Origin of the sequence: Paenibacillus harenae, assembly GCF_030812415.1 — a bacterium.
GTDB classification, from domain to species: Bacteria; Bacillota; Bacilli; order Paenibacillales; family Paenibacillaceae; genus Pristimantibacillus; species Pristimantibacillus harenae_A.
Map to the genome: position 1 here is coordinate 800,446 of NZ_JAUSST010000003.1, position 19,508 is coordinate 819,953.

Annotated in this window: 16 protein-coding genes and 3 tRNA genes; 16 read left to right on the forward strand and 3 right to left on the reverse strand. The window is 50.7% G+C overall.

Going from position 1 to position 19,508, the window contains the following annotated elements:
* Window positions 1-629: 629 nt before the first annotated feature.
* Complete coding sequence (locus J2T14_RS13700) at window positions 630-1,610, reverse strand: IS1595 family transposase (RefSeq protein ID WP_307471593.1); 981 nt, start codon at window positions 1,608-1,610, stop codon at window positions 630-632.
* A 369-nt stretch (window positions 1,611-1,979) separates the two neighbouring features.
* On the opposite strand from J2T14_RS13700, the gene J2T14_RS13705 reads away from it, so the two are divergent.
* From J2T14_RS13705 to J2T14_RS13715, 3 genes are all read left to right on the forward strand, one after another.
* Window positions 1,980-2,054 (forward strand) — tRNA-Glu (locus J2T14_RS13705).
* Between the two features lie 4 nt (window positions 2,055-2,058).
* Window positions 2,059-2,134, forward strand: a tRNA-Lys gene (locus tag J2T14_RS13710).
* Between the two features lie 56 nt (window positions 2,135-2,190).
* Window positions 2,191-2,276: transfer RNA gene (locus J2T14_RS13715), tRNA-Leu, on the forward strand.
* 85 nt (window positions 2,277-2,361) lie between these two features.
* Here the strand turns inward: J2T14_RS13715 and J2T14_RS13720 are convergent.
* The gene (locus J2T14_RS13720) at window positions 2,362-2,700 is read right to left on the reverse strand and encodes a L,D-transpeptidase (protein ID WP_307206741.1); all 339 of its coding nucleotides are present in this window, start codon (window positions 2,698-2,700) and stop codon (window positions 2,362-2,364) included.
* 142 nt (window positions 2,701-2,842) lie between these two features.
* On the reverse strand, window positions 2,843-4,153 hold the full coding sequence (gene uraA, locus J2T14_RS13725; protein WP_307471595.1) for a uracil permease: 1,311 nt from the start codon (window positions 4,151-4,153) through the stop codon (window positions 2,843-2,845).
* Window positions 4,154-4,426: 273 nt separating this feature from the next.
* On the opposite strand from uraA, the gene J2T14_RS13730 reads away from it, so the two are divergent.
* The 13 genes from J2T14_RS13730 to J2T14_RS13790 all read left to right on the forward strand — a co-directional run bounded on the left by J2T14_RS13730 (window position 4,427) and on the right by J2T14_RS13790 (window position 19,205).
* Window positions 4,427-4,858 carry an NfeD family protein gene (locus J2T14_RS13730; RefSeq protein ID WP_307471597.1) on the forward strand — a complete coding sequence of 144 codons (432 nt, stop codon included), beginning with the start codon at window positions 4,427-4,429 and terminating at the stop codon, window positions 4,856-4,858.
* Between the two features lie 3 nt (window positions 4,859-4,861).
* On the forward strand, window positions 4,862-5,788 hold the full coding sequence (locus J2T14_RS13735) for an SPFH domain-containing protein (RefSeq protein ID WP_307206746.1): 927 nt from the start codon (window positions 4,862-4,864) through the stop codon (window positions 5,786-5,788).
* Between the two features lie 156 nt (window positions 5,789-5,944).
* A complete protein-coding gene (locus J2T14_RS13740) occupies window positions 5,945-7,585 on the forward strand; it encodes a GAF domain-containing sensor histidine kinase (RefSeq protein WP_307471599.1) in 1,641 nt (546 codons plus the stop codon).
* 41 nt (window positions 7,586-7,626) lie between these two features.
* Window positions 7,627-8,337, forward strand: a complete 711-nt coding sequence (locus J2T14_RS13745) for a response regulator (RefSeq protein WP_307206750.1) — start codon at window positions 7,627-7,629, stop codon at window positions 8,335-8,337.
* Window positions 8,338-8,518: 181 nt separating this feature from the next.
* Window positions 8,519-9,145, forward strand: a complete 627-nt coding sequence (locus J2T14_RS13750; protein ID WP_307206752.1) for an FMN-dependent NADH-azoreductase — start codon at window positions 8,519-8,521, stop codon at window positions 9,143-9,145.
* Window positions 9,146-9,292: 147 nt separating this feature from the next.
* On the forward strand, window positions 9,293-9,946 hold the full coding sequence (locus tag J2T14_RS13755; RefSeq protein ID WP_307471601.1) for an SGNH/GDSL hydrolase family protein: 654 nt from the start codon (window positions 9,293-9,295) through the stop codon (window positions 9,944-9,946).
* A gap of 85 nt (window positions 9,947-10,031) precedes the next feature.
* Window positions 10,032-11,084: an FtsH protease activity modulator HflK gene (hflK, locus tag J2T14_RS13760; RefSeq protein WP_307471603.1), complete on the forward strand. Its 1,053-nt coding sequence runs from the start codon at window positions 10,032-10,034 to the stop codon at window positions 11,082-11,084.
* Window positions 11,081-11,947 (forward strand): protease modulator HflC, encoded by an 867-nt coding sequence (hflC, locus tag J2T14_RS13765; protein ID WP_307206758.1) that lies wholly within the window; start codon window positions 11,081-11,083, stop codon window positions 11,945-11,947. Before hflK ends, hflC begins: the two co-directional genes overlap by 4 nt.
* 210 nt (window positions 11,948-12,157) lie before the next feature.
* Window positions 12,158-13,900, forward strand: a complete 1,743-nt coding sequence (locus tag J2T14_RS13770) for a sensor histidine kinase (protein ID WP_307471606.1) — start codon at window positions 12,158-12,160, stop codon at window positions 13,898-13,900.
* 41 nt (window positions 13,901-13,941) lie between these two features.
* Window positions 13,942-15,498, forward strand: a complete 1,557-nt coding sequence (locus J2T14_RS13775; protein WP_307471608.1) for a response regulator — start codon at window positions 13,942-13,944, stop codon at window positions 15,496-15,498.
* Between the two features lie 199 nt (window positions 15,499-15,697).
* Window positions 15,698-16,618: an ABC transporter permease gene (locus tag J2T14_RS13780; protein WP_307206764.1), complete on the forward strand. Its 921-nt coding sequence runs from the start codon at window positions 15,698-15,700 to the stop codon at window positions 16,616-16,618.
* A 14-nt stretch (window positions 16,619-16,632) separates the two neighbouring features.
* The gene (locus J2T14_RS13785) at window positions 16,633-17,571 is read left to right on the forward strand and encodes a carbohydrate ABC transporter permease (RefSeq protein WP_307206766.1); all 939 of its coding nucleotides are present in this window, start codon (window positions 16,633-16,635) and stop codon (window positions 17,569-17,571) included.
* Window positions 17,572-17,627: 56 nt separating this feature from the next.
* Window positions 17,628-19,205 carry an ABC transporter substrate-binding protein gene (locus J2T14_RS13790; RefSeq protein WP_307471610.1) on the forward strand — a complete coding sequence of 526 codons (1,578 nt, stop codon included), beginning with the start codon at window positions 17,628-17,630 and terminating at the stop codon, window positions 19,203-19,205.
* Window positions 19,206-19,508: the final 303 nt, after the last annotated feature.

Here is a 19,508-nt window from a genome sequence, read left to right on the forward strand (position 1 = left end):
ACTCTTTACTTACTCTTCGAAACATGTACCTTGAATCGTATGTCTTTAAATGGCTGTCCTACCTTTAGAGTCCTTTGGTCCACTATCCCCTTGGCTCAGGAATAATAAACATGCAGCTATGCTAATCAGTGTCCGTAATCTCCAAATCACAACGAAACACTAGAGCAGCACTCTAACTTAACGATGATTCAAAGGGTTCAAATATTACCTGTGATTCACGATGTAGCTCCAAAGATCGAACTAGAGGTTTCTTTTCAGAATCTGCAATCCCAGTGGCCACTTTCTAAAAGCCATAGTCCCCGCAATTGTACAAATCAAAACACGCAACTGAACAACAAAACCACGCAAATTTCGAGCCGCATGAATACGAGACTCAGCCCGCAAACCCGCGAGTCAAAGACTGCAAGCCCGCAAACTATTTATCCAAAGTCAGCAAAGATGAGATCGCATTTTCACAAGCACAGACTGCAATCACAATAAATCTGATGCCGAAAACCCGCAAGCTCTGTACTGAAATCACGCAAAAAAGAGTCCGCAAATTCATGTGTCATGACCCGCAATCACGCAAGTAAAGGACCGCATATCCGCAGGCTGGTCGTCAATCGAGCAAAGCGGAAAACAAAGCTGGTTCAAATTGTTATCCTTGACCTAACCGAATCTGCTGGTTTCCAATTTGAATAACGAGTTGACCAGTCAATGCGTGATCTCTCGACAGGTATTTTCTTAATGGCTGCCAACTCATGATCTGACCAATTGGGAACTGGTGAACGAGGTGGCTCCTGCGCAAGACAAAGAGTAAGCAGGTGAACGAGAGAGGAACGGTTGGCATTGGAAACAACGTTTTTTCTGTAGCAATATTCATCCAGGTAAGCCTGAGAATATTTAAGAGATAATCCGTGAAAATTCCGATTAAGCCAATGAAAAGCTGATTGCGCTAACTGTGGCAATACATCTTGAGATTGCGGTAGATTAACGCAATGGCGGTTAATGGTAAGCTGGAGTAGATCTGGGCTGACATGTTCCTTTATGAAACCAGTTTCGACTGAAGGATCAAGTTTTTGGCGAGGATTTTGGTTTTCCTTCACGAGCTTTATTTTGAAATAGGGAGCTTGATTCGGCCGTGTGCTGCTTGCAGCAATTAAGGCCTGCTCTTTGTCTAGAGAGTCCATTGTCGGGAGCGGTTGCTTCATATAAACTTCCAGCTTGGCCTCAACGAATCCGGTGAGGAGGTGGCTCCGGTCATATTCCGAAATCATCATGCGAATTTTGTTGAGCATCGTCCATGCTGTCTTGTAAGTGACTTGAATCATATCGGCCAGTTGAACAGCGTTGATACTTTCTTCGGTGGATGAGACGACAAAGAGAACTTGCAGCCATTTGCGCAGCGACGTACGGCTTTTGTTGAGCATCGTGCCAGTTGTTAAGGTGGTTTGATGCTTACAATCTCTACATTCGTACAATGGCAGATTCCGTGTTGATATTGTATAGGCAAATGAGTGATCGCAGCGTGGACATCGAAAGCCTGCTGGCCACTTAAGCTTATAAATAAAATCGTAACAGTCCTGATCCGTCGCAACCATCCGATCAAATTCAATTAAGCTGCCAAGCATGCTATCGATCCTCCTTTATCACACTGTTAGGAACATATGTTCTTATTTATGTGGTACCAAAATACATGAAATCAATCAATAAAAATATGTAGAGCTTTGATGTTCGTTCCTGAGCTAGTGGGAGAGTGGAGCAAAGGAAAAAAAGTAAGTGCAGGATGCGGGATGTGCATAGCAGGTAGAGATGTCCTCACAAGGAGAAGTAAGGTGAAGAGGTACGATAAATGGGGTGAAGTTAGATAAAGTGGGTTGAAAAGATTGAAGAGAAAGGTAGTAAATTTGCTTTTTAAAAAAAGTCTTGTATGTTGGTGGTTTGAATGCTATAATCATTTTTGTTGTCTCAAGGGAATAAGAATTCCTTGTAAAAATAATGGCCCGTTGGTCAAGGGGTTAAGACACCTCCCTTTCACGGAGGTAACAGGGGTTCGAATCCCCTACGGGTCACCATTAAGAGCCATTAGCTCAGTTGGTAGAGCACCTGACTTTTAATCAGGGTGTCGAAGGTTCGAGTCCTTCATGGCTCACCATTTGCTTCTTCCCTCGAAGCGAGTGTAGTGAGAAGACGACCATAGTTACAAAACGTGCGGTAGTGGTGGAATGGCAGACACGCTATCTTGAGGGGGTAGTGGGCGTACGCCCGTGGAGGTTCGAGTCCTCTCTACCGCACCATAACTTATCCAAAGTCAATCCTTGCTTATGCGGCAAGGATTTTTTTGTTGTATTCAGCGTGTCTGCATCACGGGATTTTCGGCTGTCAGGGTCGAATCGTGACGCGCGTCCGAACGGGAACAAGCTTGGACAAAGCGACGACATCGTCGTTGTACATCCGGATACAGCCTTGAGATACGAGATGACCGATCGAGGAAGGGTTGTTCGTACCGTGTATGCCATAGTGCGGCTTGGAGAGGCCCATCCAGAATGACCCGAACGGTCCGCCTGGATTCGCTTGCTTATTAATGATAGTGAACTCGCCGGTCGGCGTCTGCGTTACCATCGTACCGATTCCGACAGGAAAGGAACGAGTGACGATATCGCCATCCAGCAAATGAAGCATTCGGTCCGATAGATCAACGATAATTCGATATGCGGGCATAGGTTCTTCCCTCCTTCTCTCCATCTTATGAAGATGTCAGAGGGGAGGCTTAGACGCCCGAAGGCGATACAAGCCTATTTTGCGCGGCATATGCGATGAATGTAGGAAGGGACGAAGCATCGCCGCTTCGTCCCTTCCTACATTAGTGCTTCGTAGCTTCCGTATCGTTGGAAAGCCTCAATACTTCGAATAGCTTGAATAGCAGGCTGAGCACGATCGCTACGACAGTTGCAAGCGCCATGCCCGATAGGGAGAAGTCGCCGATCGTCAGCTTCACGCCGCTAAGCCCAGTGACGAGCACGACCGTCGTCAGGAACATGTTCGTAGGTCTGCCATAGTCGACCTTCGATTCGACGAGCATGCGCAATCCGGATGCTGCGATTACGCCGAAGAGCAGCAAGGAGATGCCTCCCATGACGGGAACCGGGATGCCGGAGATAAGCGCCGAGAATTTGCCGGAGAACGAAAGGATGATCGCAAGCAATGCCGCGCCGCCAATAACGAATGTCGAGTATACCTTCGTAATCGCGAGTACTCCTATGTTCTCTCCATAAGTCGTATTTGGCGTCGATCCGACGAAGCCGGAAACGATTGTCGAGATGCCGTTGCCGAGCAAGGAACGGTGTAGGCCGGGCTCCTTGGACAAGTCCTTCTCGACGATATTGCTCGTGACGACCAAATGCCCGATATGCTCGGCAATAACGACCAATGAGGCAGGAATGATCGTCAGTATTGCCGCCCATTCGAAGACCGGCATCGTAAACGTTGGAGATTGAATCCAACCGCTGTCACCGACTAATGTGAAATTAGTGAGCCCCATTGCAAAGGCGATGACATAGCCGACCACGATACCGATCAAGATCGGGATAATGCGCAGGAATCCGCGGAACAGCACGGAGCCGAGAACGGTGACAGCCAGCGTAACCGTGGATAGCAAGACGATGCTGCCGTCTTGCGACCAGCTTGCCGCTTCCTCTGGGGTTAGTCCGTCCGGCATGATCCATCCAGCCATCTTGGCCGCTACCGGAATCAGCTCCAATCCGATAACCGCTACGATTGCGCCCATCGCCGCTGGCGGAAAAACAACGTTAATCCAGCCTGTCCCGGCTGCTTGAACGAGAAGAGCAACGAGCGTGAACACGATGCCGGCAGCGATGAAGCCGCCAAGCGCTGCCGCGTAGTTGCCGCCGCCAGCGGCATGATCGCCGATTACGGCACCGGCAGGGGCGATGAATGCGAAGCTTGAGCCGAGATAAGCAGGGATTTTACCTTTGCAAATCCATAAGTATAACAAGGTGCCGATCCCGTTCATCAATAGGCAAATCGCAGGATCGACGCCAAGCAGATTCGGTACGAGCACGGTCGAGCCGAACATAGCGAACAAATGCTGCAGGCTAAGCATGATGCTTGAGCCGATAGGCGGTCTTTCATTAACTCCAATTACGTTTCTCATGATAGAAATTCCTCTCGATTATAGTGCGAGCGGAGCTCGCTATTGGAGCATCCCATAGGTTATATAATATTGTCTATAAAATGGCCCTTGATGATTCTACATAGTTAGTATGGGTTTGGCAAGCGTTTTCTCATGAATTTCGACAATTTTCTCACGGTGAAGCCGAACGTTTTAAGAGGAAACGGCTAATGAAATGCAAATTTATTAACTTTTTTAACGAAGTCTTAGGAGGGAAGGAGGAGAATAAACTGAATAAGAAAGGCAGGTGAGGAGATGGAATGGTGGGGGATATGGCTCATCATCGCCGGTGTTTTGCTTGTTATTGAAATGCTGACGCTTACGTTCTACCTGCTCTGGGTCGCGCTGGGCGCAGCCGCCGCCGCGATCGTGGATTTATTTTTTAGGGCGCCGATATGGGTGGAGTTGCTGGTCGGTTGTGTGGTCGTGTTAATTCTGACGATATTTACAAAACCGTTAACGCGGAGATTCAGGCAATCACGGGGATATCAGGACGCCGTGGACGAGCTGGTCGGCAAGCAGGGTATCGTTCTGGAGTCCATCGCCGAGGGTGCGCCGGGCATCGTGAAGGTCGGAAATGAAACATGGAGCGCGGTAGCTAACCGGTCTATTGAGAAGGGCAAAACGGTTATCGTGCTGAGCCGAGGCAGCGCTGTACTTCATGTAGAAGAACGGGAAGGGGAATGAGCAATGGGCATTGCGTTAGCATTTATCGTAATAGTCATCGTCATTGTCTTTGCAGCGATGTCGGTCAAGATCGTTCCGCAGCAAAATGTCGGGGTCGTCGAGCGGCTCGGCAAGTTCAGCCGGCTGCTTACGCCTGGCATTAATATTTTGATACCTTTCATCGATCATGTGAGAACTTACCATGATTTGCGCATTCAGCAAGCGAACGTACCGCCGCAAACCGTTATCACGAAGGATAATGTGCAGGTGAAGATCGACACCATTATATTCTATCAGGTGACCGGGCCCGAACAGGCTACATACGGCATCTCGGACTATGTATACGGCGTGCGCAATATTAGTACGGCAACGATGAGGCAAATTATCGGCAAAATGGAGCTGGACGAAACGTTGTCGGGACGGGAGAAAATATCGACCGACATTCGGATCGCGCTGGACGAGGCGACGGAGAAATGGGGCGTGCGCATCGAAAGGGTGGAAGTCATCGATATTCAGCCTCCGCTCGACATTCAAGAGGCGATGGATAAGCAGATGAAAGCGGAGCGCAGCAAACGCGCGCTGGTCCTCGATGCGGAAGCGGCGAAGCAGGATATGATTTTGCGTGCCGAAGGCGATAAGCAGAGCAAGATCTTGAAGGCGGAAGGCGATAAGGAAGCGCGCATCCGGCATGCGGAAGGACAACGGCAAGCACAGGAGCTGGAAGCGCTCGGCGAGGCCAAGGCGATTCAGACGATTGCAGAAGCGGAACGGAGTCGAATCGAGCTTATTCGCTCCGCGGGCCTGGACGATAAGGTGCTTACCTACCGGTCGCTCGAGGCGCTGTCCGATATCGCAAACGGTGCGGCTAATAAGGTGTTTATACCGACCCGTGCGGTAGAGACGCTCGGCAGTATCGGCGCTATAAGCGAGATGCTTAAGTCCAATCAATAAAATAAATAACGTTCCATTACACATTATAGCCGGCCGGAACCAAGTGGCATACACTTGGCCCGGCCGGCTATTCTGTTGGAATAATCAGGCGGTGGGCGGTATACTGAAGCTTATATAGAAGTTACCGAGCGGCGAAAACAATGAGGAGCGTTGCCGATGCCTAGAGAAATAAGAGCGAATGAGCTGTCTGCGCTTAAGGAAATCGCGGAGATGCTTAATACGACGAACGATATGGATCAAATGCTGAGCGAGGTGCTCGTTAAGCTGTTGCAGGTCACGGGGTTCACGACCGGATGGATCTTTATGCTGGACGAGTCGATGGATAGCGAATGCGTCGCTGCCCACGGACTGCCGCCTGCGCTGGAGGCTGACGACCGATCGGCAATGTGCGGCGAGGATTGCTGGTGCATTGAGCGGTATAGACGCAATAAACTGCATCATGCGGTCAATACGATTGAATGCAAGCGCATCACGTACGCGATAGCGGAAGGCCTCGAGGAAGAGACGCACGGCATTTCGCATCATGCGACGGTGCCGCTTAAGGCGGGCAGGGACAAGTTCGGACTGCTGAACGTTGCGGAGGCGGGGAAGGAATGTTTTACAGAGGACGAGCTTGCGCTTCTGCAGGCTGTTGCTTATCAGATCGGGACCGCCGTTAAGCGAATTCGGCTTTATCAAGCGCAGGAGCAGAACGCGCTTCACTATTCGAAGCTCAGCAATGTGATTCAGCGGATCCATGCGATCGGCGTTATCAGCGAACTTCCGATCAAGGCGGTTAAGGAGATCGGAAATATGTTCAACTGGCCGCATGCTTCCTTGTTTATCTACGAGAATGGCGAGTTGTCGCTTCGAGCGCACTACACGGAAGGCGAGGTCCATGAGGAATGGAAATCGCTCAGCATCGACGACAACGGTCCGATCAGCACGTCGTTCCGCGACAATAAGCTTGTAATCGTATCGAATGCGGAGCATGTGTCCTGTCCCTCCCTGGAGCGGGTCGGCATCCCGCTCTACTCGTCCGCTGCGGCGATTCCGCTGCGCGTGCGAAGCCGATCGATTGGCGTGCTGTTCATCAGCAGTCCGATCAAGGGGCATTTTGACGAGTATCATGAAGACTTTATGTATTCGCTCGGCGATCACTATACGCTCTGCGTAGAGAATCTGCGCGTCTATGAGCAGAGGCGCGAGCTGGCGCGGATGGAGGAAAGAAATCGGATGGCCAGAGATTTGCATGATTCGGTCATTCAGAAGGTGTTCTCCCTGTCGTTCATTGCCAAAGGGGCGGAGACGCTGCTTAAGGATCGGGAGGCGGTCGTTCGCGAGTCGCTGAAGGAAATCCAGCAGTTGTCGCAAGAAACGCTGAAGGAGATGCGGACGCTCATCTGGCAGCTTCATCCGGCGGGCTTGGAGAACGGGCTGCTGAGCGCGTTGAAGCAATACGGACAGAGCATGGACTTAACTGTCTACGAGCAGATCAGGGGGCTTAAGCAGCTGCCACGGGCGATCGAGGAGGCGTTATGGCGCATCGGCCAAGAGGCGCTGAACAATGTCCGCAAGCATGCGGAGACCGATAGCGTATACGTTAAGCTGGTACGTACGGAGAACGAGGCGATGCTTGAGGTCATGGACAAGGGCAAAGGCTTCGCGGTCGAAAATAGGAAAAGCGGGCTGACGCTCGGGATGCTGTCGATGCGCGAGCGCGCAGAGCAGCTTGGCGGGCAATTCAGCTTGAAGAGCGGAGTGGGACAGCCGACGGTCATTACGGTTCAAATCCCGCTCGAGCCGTATGAGACTTAACTTATTTGGTTTAGAATAGTCACCGGGAATGAGGAACGATCGTGAAGATCAAACTATTGTTAGTGGACGATCATCAAATTGTATTGAAAGGCATCTCCTTCTTTCTGACGATGCAGCCCGACTTCGAGATTGTCGGGGAAGCGCAGAACGGTCAGGAGGCCGTGAAGAAGGCCGCCGAGCTCCAGCCGGACGTCATCTTGATGGATCTCAACATGCCGGTCATGGACGGCATCGAAGCGAGCAGCCTCATTACGAGCCAGCATCCCCATATGAAGGTGCTTGTCCTGACAAGCTTCTCCGACCAGAGCCACATTGTGCCTGCGCTCCAATCGGGAGCTGCCGGATATATGTTAAAGGATGTCGAGCCGGAGCAGCTGGCCGAGGCGATCCGCAGCGCGCATAAGGGCAACATTCAGCTGCATCCGGATATAGCGGGGGCGTTATTGACGCAGTTGATGCCGCAGCCCGAGACAACGGCAAAGACTGGAGAGGACACGGCGGTTACGGAAGCGGCGAATAGGCCGGAGCAAAAAGGAAGAGGGGCGATTGAATCGCTTACCCCTCGCGAGAAGGAAGTACTGCTGCTTATTGCCCAAGGGCTTAGCAATAAAGAAATCGCACATGCGCTTATTGTCGCCGAGAAGACGGTCAAGACGCATGTCAGCAATATACTCGGCAAGCTGCATCTTGCCGATCGGACGCAAGCCGCGTTATATGCGGTTCAGCACCAACGAACGAGTCCATCGCAATAATTAGCCATGCAGTAGTCCTAAGACTATAGGCGTAGGACTAGATCTCAGCCTATGAGAGGCTTAGAGGCCGGATTATCGGTCTTATTACCGATGTATTCCTCCATTCGACTATATAAAATATAGATAGTACTAAAAAGTACGAAGCTATTAAAAAATAGAAAATTTAATGGAGGTTAATTACATGAGCACTATACTGTTCGTTAAAGCAAACGACCGTTCGATCGAGCAAGCCGTCAGCGTGAAGTTATACCATGCGTTCCTGGACGCCTATAAGGAAAGCCATCCCGAGGACACGATCATTGAGCTGGATCTGTTCCAAGAAGAGCTTCCGTACATGAACGCCGACATGATCAACGGCAACTATAAGGCTGCCAACGGTTATGACCTTACGCCAGCCGAGAAAGCCGCTTCCGACGTTGCGGCGAAATATATCGATCAATTCCTTGCTGCCGACAAAGTCGTATTCGGCTTCCCGCTTTGGAACTTTACGATCCCTGCGGTGCTTCACACGTACATCGACTACATCGTCCAAGCAGGCAAAACGTTCAAATATACGGAGCAAGGTCCAGTAGGCCTCATTCCCGACAAAAAAGTGGCATTGATCAACGCGCGCGGCGGCATCTATTCGGAAGGCCCTGCTGCGGCTGCCGAAATGTCCTTGAACCTCGTTCGCAACGTTCTAAGTTTCCTAGGCGTAACGAACCTCACGACGATTATCGCCGAAGGCCACAATCAACTGTCCGATCAAGCGGCCTCGATTATCGAGCAAGGCATTAACAAAGCTAAACAAGAAGCGCTTGTATTCTAAATTAGTAATCGTTATGAGAAATGCGAGTCCCGAGTCGAAGCGACGAGGGGCTCGCATTTTTTTGCGATTATGCTCTATTTTGAATAGGGATGCTAGTATATAATGATCTGGGAAAAATACATATGGACGATAAGGAGACGGATGAAAATGGGCAAAAGCAAAGTGATATTGTTCCAAGGCGATTCCATTACGGACGGAGCAAGGGGGAGAAACGACGATCCCAATCATATTCTCGGACATAGCTATGCGTACATCGCGGCTGCCGAGCTGGGCAGGGAGTTCGCGGAGGCGCAGCCCGTATTCTACAACAGAGGCATTAGCGGCAACCGGGTCTCCGACTTGTACGCGCGTTGGAACGAGGATGCGTTCAGCTTGAAGCCGGACGTTATCAGCATTATGATCGGCGTTAACGACGCATGGCGCATCGTTAACGAAGAACCGACGGGCGTTACCGACCGGTTCGAGCGGGCTTACCGTCATTTGCTGGAAGAAACGAAGGAAGTGCTGCCGAACGTGCAGCTTGTATTGTGCGAGCCTTTTATCTTGAAGACGGGCGCTACGGAAGAACGCTGGGATGCCTGGACGGAACTGCTCGGCCGTTACCAAGCGGTCATTCGCGATCTGGCGATCGAGTTCGGCGCTATATTCGTACCGCTTCAGCAGACGTTTAATGATGCCTGCGAGCGCGCGGAAGCGAAATATTGGATCTGGGACGGCGTCCATCCAACAACTGCCGGCCATGATCTTATCGCACGGGAATGGCTGAAGGCTGCCAGAGACGGCGGCATCGCTTTTGATTAGAAAAATGAGTCTTGCGGGCATCTAAATTCGTATTACCCCTCATAAACTTAGCGTGACAGAGGGGAGAGATGTTATTCTGAGTATCATGGACGGAAATCCAAACGTACAACGAAATGACCGCAAGCCGCAGCCATTGAAGCCGGGTACGGCTAAGAAGGCCATTCTTATCGCAGTTGCTGCAATCGTCGTCATTTACCTCGGCTTCTCATCATTTTACACGGTCCAAGAGCAGGAGCGGGCAGCCATCCTAACGTTTGGGAAGTATACAAGCGAGGAAACGGCCGGCCTCCACTTTAAGTGGCCGTATCCGATCCAAGAGGTCATCATGGTTAAAGCCGAATTGACGCAGCGTATTCATATTGGCTATCGCCAGAATGGCGATACGGTCGTACCGGTGGAAGAAGAGGCGCTAATGATTACCGGGGACGAAAATATCGTTTCCGCAGACGCAGTCGTCCAGTGGAAGATCAGCAATATTCACGATTACCTGTATAACATTGACGATCCGGAGCAGTTTCTGCGAAATGCGGCAAGCTCTTCGATCCGCTCCGTAATCGGTTCGGAGAAGCTCGATTATGCGATAACGGACGGCAAGACCGTCATCCAGGATAAAGTGCGCGAGAAGCTGCTGGAGCTGCAGACGAAATACAAAACCGGCATCCAGATCATCGACATTAAATTCCAGGATATCGAGCCGCCGAGCGGACAGGTTGAGGAAGCGTTTCGCGAAGTGACGAACGCTCGCGAGGAGAAGAATACGAAGATCAACAATGCCGTGAAGTACGAGAATGACCGGATTCCCAAGGCCCGCGGCGAAGCGCAGGCGCTCCTCGAGAACGCGGAGGGCGAGAAGAAGTCGCGAGTGTTGAATGCGGAAGGCGACGTGGCCAAGTTCAACGCGATCTACAACGAATACAAGAACAATCCGAACGTCACGCAGAGTCGCTTGATTCTGGAGACGCTCGAGAAAATATTGCCGAATGCACAAATCTTCATAACGAATTCGAACAGCGATACGGTTAACTATTTACCGCTTAACGAATTGCTCAAAGGCGGCAACGGAACGGCCAAACAGACTGAAACGACGAGCCCTGTGACGGTACCGCAGCAAGAGCCGCAAGGAGGTGACGCACAGTGAAACGAAATCAGTGGATCATGATCATCTCGGCGGTCGTGCTGGTTATACTGGCGTCCGGATCCATGTTCATCGTCAAGGAAGGCGAATATAAGGTCGTATTAAAGTTCGGAGAAGCCGTCAGGGCGGTGAGTAACCCGGGGTTGAAGTTCAAGCTGCCATTTATCGAGAACGTCTCCACTCTGCCGAAGTATCAGATGTCGTATGAGAGCAATCCTACTTCAATACTGACGAAGGACAAAAAACCGATCATCGTCGATAATTATACGGTATGGCGCATTACGAACGCCGAGCAGTTTCTTCGTACCGTCCAGTCGGTTAGCGGCGGCGTTCAGCGTATTGACGAGGCTGTATACAATTCCGTTCGCCGTAAGCTGTCGGAGGTCAACTATGATAACATCATTAGCGAAAATACGGAGCGCGGCAACATTAACGACGAGATTACGAAGGACGTAACTGCTGCGCTAACGAGAGACAATTACGGCATCGAGATTATCGATGTCCGGATTAAGCGCACCGACCTGCCGGAGGGGAACAAGCAAAGCGTCTACAATCGGATGATATCCGACCGGCAATCGATCGCGGCCCGTTATCTATCCGAAGGCGACGAGGAATCGCGCAAAATTACGTCGAAAGCCGATCGCACCGCAACGGAGCTCCTGGCGCAAGCGGAGGCCGACGCGAAGAAGATTATTGCCGAAGGCGAAGGGGCGGCAGCCAAAATTTATAACGAAGCTTACGGCAAAGATCCGCAATTTTACAGTTTGTATCGAACGTTGGAGAGCTATGTGACGACTTTGCAAAACGAGCCGGTCATTATGCTGCCGATTGATTCGCCTTATGCCAGGATTTTGCTCGGTGAATAATTAGGAAAAATAAATAATAATATATCATTTTATATGAAATGAATGCCAAGCAAAGGAACCCTCTTTGCTTGGTTTTTCCTTGTTTGCCATTGAAATCGCGATTATATGTGTCATGCTACAAAAAAAAGCGGCTATTTATTTCTTGCGAAAGATCGTATATTATGTGAGCAATATAAGGCGATGTTAAGAAGCAAGGGAGAGGCTGCTAAGATGAAGATGCGCATTAGAACGTTTATGCCCTTCACGTACAAAATGATGATTCCTTACCTCGTACTCGTTTTGTTTACGGATATTATTATCGGTTATTTTTCTTACTCGCTCCTGATCGAATCCCGTACGGAAATGGCGGAGACGAACATACGGACGGCGATGGAGCAGACAAGGAACAACCTGGAATACCAGATGGACGAGATACAGCGCATGTCCGACACGCTGTTCGGAAGCTTGTCTTTCCAGCGCGCTCTTCAGAAGAAAGGCGATCCATGGGAGACGTATCTCACCATGCTCGACGAGATCGTTCCGCAAATTCAGGCCCCGCTTAAGCTGTATGGCAACAAGATACGGCTTATCATCTATACGACGAACGGGTATTTGAACGAGGTGGACGGAGATAACTTGAATCAACAGATTGATGACAGCGATTACTATGTGCTCCCGTACAGCCTAATCGCGGATCGCGAATGGTTTAAGACGCTTAAAGATTCCGAGCTGGACAATCTATGGATGCAGGTCGATACGGACGTTAAGCTGGAAAATATTTCGCATGTGCGCAGACTCGTATCCTTTAACGATTACAAAACCGGAATCGGCTACGTCCGCATCACGACGAGACTAACCGATCTGCTCGGCGACTTCGGGACATTTCCGATTGAAGACGGCATCGTTCTTCGCTTGCTCGACGAGAGCACGAATACGACGATGTATCAACGCGGGGAAACAGACCAGTCGATAAACGATAAATCTTTCCTCATTCTGAGAGAAACCATTCCGGATACAGGCCTTTATATCGAGACGCTTGTCCCTTACAGCTATCTGGAGAAGGATGCGAGCAGGCTGCAATCGGTTATTTTTGCCATATGCTCCATTAGCTTTCTCGTGATGGCTTTGATCGGCTATATGGTCGCGCGTCTCTCGGGGCGCAAGATGAAGCGGATCGTCACGCAGCTTCGTTCGTTCCAGGAAGGCAACTTCCAGAAGCGGATCCGGTTCAGCGGCAATGATGAATTCGTTCATATCGCCGATGCGTTCAACATTATGGCGGGCAACATCCAAGAGCTGATCAAGAGCGTCTACGTCCACGGCATCCAGAAGAAGCAAGCCGAGCTTGAGGCGCTGCAGGCGCAGATCAATCCGCATTTTCTGTACAATACGCTGTCGACGATCAGCAGCCTTGCCAATCTGGGGGAAGCGCAGAAGGTGACGGGGATGGTCAGCGGGCTGGCGAAGTTCTACAGGCTGTCGCTGAATCAAGGGAATGTGTACATTCCGCTTGAGAAGGAGCTGGAGCAGATCGAGGCATATTTGGACATCCAACGGATCAAGTATGCCGATGCGTTCGACGTTTATTTCGATCTTGACCCGGAGCTGTCCGATTGCAAGGTCATTAAGCTCATCCTTCAGCCGTTCGTGGAGAATGTGTTCAAGCACGCCTGGTTCGGCGAGCGCATCTCGATTCGCATTTCGGCGAAGCGGATCGGCGAACGAATGGAGCTCAAGGTCATCGACGACGGAATCGGAATGAAGCCCGAGGTTGCCCGACAGTTGCTGCTCGGACCGAGCCAGTCCGGCGGCGGCTACGGTCTCAAGAACGTCGACGATCGCATCAAACTCCGGTACGGCGATGAATTCGGGATCCAGATCGGCAGCATATACGGCGGCGGCACGACGATTCGAATCGTACTGCCGATCGATACGGAGGAGAAGCAGGAAGCGGATGAAGGCTATATGCCTTGAAACGAATAGACAGGGATTCGGCATGAGGAGGTACGGTAGGCATGAATGTGCTGCTAGTGGATGATGAAGCGGTTGATTTGGAGTGGCTGCGGCGCAGAGTCGCAGGAAGTACGCTTCCGCTTAAGGTGATCGGAACGGCCAACAGCGGCTTCGCCGCGCTTAAGATTATGGAATCGGAGCAGGTTGATATTATATTATCGGATATTCGGATGCCGATTATGTCGGGTATCGATTTCGCCCGCAAGGCGAAGTCGATTAATCCGCAGGTACAGCTCGTATTTATTAGCGGACATGAAGATTTCAGCTATGCCAAGGAAGCGCTGCATCTGAACGCATCCGGTTATTTGCTCAAACCGGTGGACGACGGGGAGCTTTACGACATGCTGGCCTCGTTGTGCAGCAAGGTCGAGCAGGAGCGGGAGCGTCATCGCAGCGTAGCCGAAGCGCTGTCGCTCGTGAATCAGGAGCTGCTGCTGCGATGGCTGAACGACTCCGATCAGGACGAGCCGCAGGAGCATATCAAGCCGTTCGTGGAGCAGCTGCTTCTCATGGGGACTTCCGTTGCCATTATCGAAAGCGACGATGTGGAATGGAAGCTTCCGGACGAAGAACGAAGATCGCAGCTCGCCCAGCTTGCGCAGTTCGTTATGCGTTATGTGCTGGATCATCATATCGGGACGCTCATTGTGGCGCATAATTCCCGAATTGTTTTGCTGTCCGGCATGCATGAGGATCCGCTTGGCGGCCTGCTCGATGAGCTCATCCAAGCGGTTCGGGCCGCTTTCCCGATTACGATTACGATCGGCATCGGCATGCATGCGGCGAATATCGGTCAGCTCCGCGAATCGTACCGACAGGCAGAGGCGGCTCTGAGCGCGAAGTGGCTGCTTGGCAAAAACCGGCTGATCAAGGAGGGCTCGAAGTCGTCGGCCCGCGGCGCGCTCGCTCCGAACGTGGAGGAGAGCGTCAGTCAGATGCTCCAAGCGATTCTGGAATACGATCTGGTGCTCATCGACGACTGTTTGCAGCGGCTGTTCAACGATAACGTATCCATTGCGCAGAAGAACGATATTTACGATCTCATTATTCGGATCACGTCCAAGCTGCATGCAGACTTGCTCCAGCGGAACGAGAATCTGTACGATCTGCTCAAGTGGGAATCGCATCAGCCTGCCGTGTTGTTCCAATTCGAGACGATGGATGACATTTTGTCGTGGCTGCGCAGAAGGTTCTTCGAGCTCTCGGAGCTGCTGTACGTCAAGGGGCAGAAGCAGAAGCGCAAGCTGTTCGAGGAAATCGCGCATTACGTGGACGAGCAGCTTGAGCATCGCGTGACATTGAAGGAAGTCGCGGCTCAATTCGACTTCACGCCCAATTACCTTGGTCATCTGTTCAAGGAGGAAACGGGGACGCTGTTCAGCGACTTTCTTAACGAGCGCAGGATGAACCGGGTATGCACGCTGCTAGCCGATCCGACGCTGAAGATATACGAGATAGCCGAGAGGGTCGGCTACAAAAACATCATTTATTTCAACCGTCAATTCAAGCAATCGACGGGGATGACGCCCGGCGAGTTCCGTAAGAAAAACAAAATATAAGGTTAACAGAGCCGCCGGCGGGGGAAAGATTCCCTTGCCGGCGCTTTTTTTATAGTCGGACGAGTTCTTCCCTATAAACCAATGAAAATACAAAATCGTAGATTTAGTATTAGTTTTAGTTGATTGGCTAAATTATTCGCAGGTGCATTCTCTTTATATAATGGGTACACACAGAGAGTTACACGGAAGGAGAGTACACATGAACCGACGGGGATTTATAGGTTACGTCATCAAACAAAGAACGCTGCTCCTGATGCTCACGCCTGCGGTATTGTTTTTTCTGCTGTTCGCGTATGTGCCGATGGCTGGCATTGTACTTGCCTTCAAGCAGTTCAACTACACGGGCGGCGTATTCGGAAGCCCATGGAACGGATGGGACAACTTCCGATTTTTCTTCGAATCGGGCAATGCGTGGATGGTAACGAGGAACACCGCGCTCTACAATATCGCATTCATCATCGTCAACAACGTTCTTCAAATAGCGGCAGCGATTCTGTTGTTCGAGGCGGTTGGCAAATGGTTTCGCAAAATATCGCAAACGGTTATGTTCCTGCCTTATTTTATATCATGGGTCGTAGTCGGAGCGATTGCTTATAACCTGTTCAATTACGATGTCGGAACGCTTAATTCGATCCTGACGGCGGTCGGTCTGGAACCGGTCGATGTCTACAACACACCTGCTTATTGGCCTTACATTCTCGTGCTCGTATCGGCTTGGAAAACGCTCGGTTACGGCTCGGTCATGTATTTGGCGGCGATCATCGGCATCGACAAGGAAATGTACGAGGCGGCCGAGATCGACGGAGCAAATATTTTCCAGCGGATCTATCGCATCACGATCCCGAATTTGTTCCCGACGATCATCATCCTGGTGCTGCTGGCCATCGGCAATATTTTCAGAGGCGACTTCGGGATGTTCTACAACATGGTGGGCACGAACGGGCTGCTGTTCTCCTACACCGACGTCATCGATACATTCGTATTCCGTACGCTAACGACGAGCAACGAGGTCGGGCTATCGGCTGCGGTCGGCTTCTATCAATCCGTTCTTGGTTTTGCGACGATCTTGCTGGCGAACTATGCGGTACGTAAATATGACAAAGATCACGCTTTGTTCTAAACGGAGGGATTACAATGAGTGCTACCGTTAATCAAATTGAAAAATCCGATAAAGCGCCAAAGAGCGCGGGCAAGATGCAGATGGATCGCTTGGCGCTTAACCTTATCGGCTATACCTTTATTACGCTGCTGGCGGTTATATGTATATTCCCTTTCCTGCTCGTCGTTTCATCATCGCTGACGGAGGAGAGCAAGATCATCGAGGACGGCTTCCAGCTCTTCCCGACCGCTTTCTCGGTGGAAGCGTACAGCTTGCTCTTCAAATATCCGACGCAAATGCTGAAGGCCTATGGCGTAACGATTGCCGTTACGGTACTCGGAACAGCTCTGGGATTGTTCGTAACCGCCATGACCGCTTATGTCCTGCAGCGCAAAGACTTCAAATGGCGCAATCAGTTCTCGTTCTTCTTCTTCTTCACGACGCTGTTCAGCGGCGGCCTCGTGCCGTGGTACTTGATGATCGTCAACTACCTCGATCTGAAGGACAGATTAATCGTTCTTATTCTGCCGATGCTGCTTAACGTATTTTACATCATCGTCATGAAGTCGTTCATGAGCAGCATTCCCGAAGCAATAACCGAATCGGCCAAAATTGACGGCGCAGGCGACTTCCGAATTTTCCTGCAGCTCATTATTCCGTTGTCGAAGCCGGCGCTTGCTACGATCGGTTTGTTCATCGCATTAGCATATTGGAATGATTGGTATAACGCGCTGCTCTTCGTTAGCAGCGAGAACTTGATGCCTCTACAATATTATTTGTACAAAATGCTAGGCAATATGGACGGCATGCGGCGGGCGATGGTAAGCTCAGGTGCGGTCGTCACGATGAATATTCCGACCGAGAGCCTGAAGATGGCGATGACGATTGTCGCTACCGGCCCGATTCTGCTCGCATATCCGTTCATCCAACGTTATTTTGTGCAAGGACTTACGATTGGCGCAGTGAAAGGATGACCTCAGGGCAACCTGGTTATCATATATCAAACTACCTTCTAGGGGGAAAAAGGGTCATGCAGAAGAAAAAATCATTTATGCTATTATTCGCAATCATTATGGTTTTGACGACAGTATTAAGCGCTTGCGGAAGCAAAAATAACGAGAATCCAGGCAACAGTTCCGAAACGACGAACAAGCCCGCGACGGACGCTACCGAGCAACCAGCGGGAGACGGCAAAGCGGATACGTCCGAAGAGGTTAAGATCAAAATGCTGCTCGTTGGCGGCAAACCGATCGATTACGATCTCGTATTCGGCGAATTGAACAAAAAGCTGAAAGAAAAAGCGAATGCAACGGTAGAAGCCGAGTTTCTGGATTGGTCCGACTGGACGCAGAAATACCCACTGAAATTCGCTGCTAACGAAGATTTCGATATCGCCTACACGGCTAACTGGGCGTTCTATAGCGACCAAGCGATCAAAGGCGGCTTCATGGAGCTGACGGACGAGCTGATTAAAGCGAATATGCCTTTGTCGCTTGCGGCAATGCCGGCCGTAGCTTGGGAACAATCCAAAGTGAACGGCATGCAATACATGGTGCCGAACAACAACCCGGAAGTAACCGACAAGGCGGTACTGATCCGCGAAGATTTGCGCAAGAAGCATAACCTTCCGGAAGTGAACAGCCCTGAATCGTTCGCGAACTATGTGAAGACGATTGCAGCGAACGAGAAAGGCATTAACGCTTACAATGCGAAAGCAGCTGATGGCTGGAAATGGCATGAGCTTGACCAAATCCTTCTTGAGCAGCAAAACGAATGGAACCTTGTAGACTACAGCATGCCGCTTGCTTACAAGCTGGACGACGCTACGGGCAAAATCTTCAACGTATACGATACGCCTGAGTTCAAAGCGCTTGTGACTTACTACAAAGATCTTGCCGACAACAACGCTTGGTCCAAAAACGTAGTCAGCAACAAAAACGACGTATGGCAAGACATGAAGGCAGGCAAAACGGCTTCTTACGCTCATACCTTGGGCACGGTAGCGATGAACCTGGCCGAGATGCGCAGAGAGCAACCAGACGTAGAGCTTGCGATTGCCGATCTGACGCCTGACAAGAAAAAAATCGCGGCGATCTCGACGCAAAACGGCTTTGCGATCCATGCCACTTCGAAGAAAGCAGAACGTTCGCTTATGGTTATCGATCTGCTCCAAAACGATAAAGAAATCCACGATCTGTTCATGTACGGAATCGCTGGTACGCACTATGAAGCAGTAGGCGACGACAAGTTTAGCGCTACGGCCGGAACGCCTAACTATACGGGCTTCTCCAACTGGGGGGCGAACTCGCCTATGAACCGCAAAGATGCTGCATACCCGGTCGAAGCGGATGCAATTGCCTCTGCTTGGCAGTCGAAAGTGTACAACTTCGACCTTGAGACGTTCGTATTCAACGACGCTAACGTGAAGAACGAAGTTGCTAACGTAGGCAACGTGATGCTCCGTTATGCCATTCCGCTCGAATACGGCCTGATCAAGGACGTAGAAAAAGGCGTGGCCGATCTGAACGCGCAGCTGAAAGCGGCTGGCATCGATAAGCTGCAAGCTGAGCTGCAAAGCCAGATCGACGCGTTCCTGGCAAGCAAATAGAAAGATTGAGAACGAGGCAGGCGACGAGAGTCGCCTTCTTTTTTTGTTGCTGTTTGTAGTTGTGCACCACTACCGCTCGCCGCATTCGCAGGGGCGCGCCTCGCCGCGATACCGTGATCCGATCCGAATAACAGGAGTTTATCCAGTTATTAATTAAATCCAATCATAGCTCTCGAAATTAACAGGAGAAACTCCAGTTATTTCAAATCGTAGGTGATCTAAAGTCCTTTAAAATGATAAGAAAAAATGGGCAATCGTAGAAATGGTACTAGTTTTAGTTGCTTAAGTCGATGTCCAAACGGC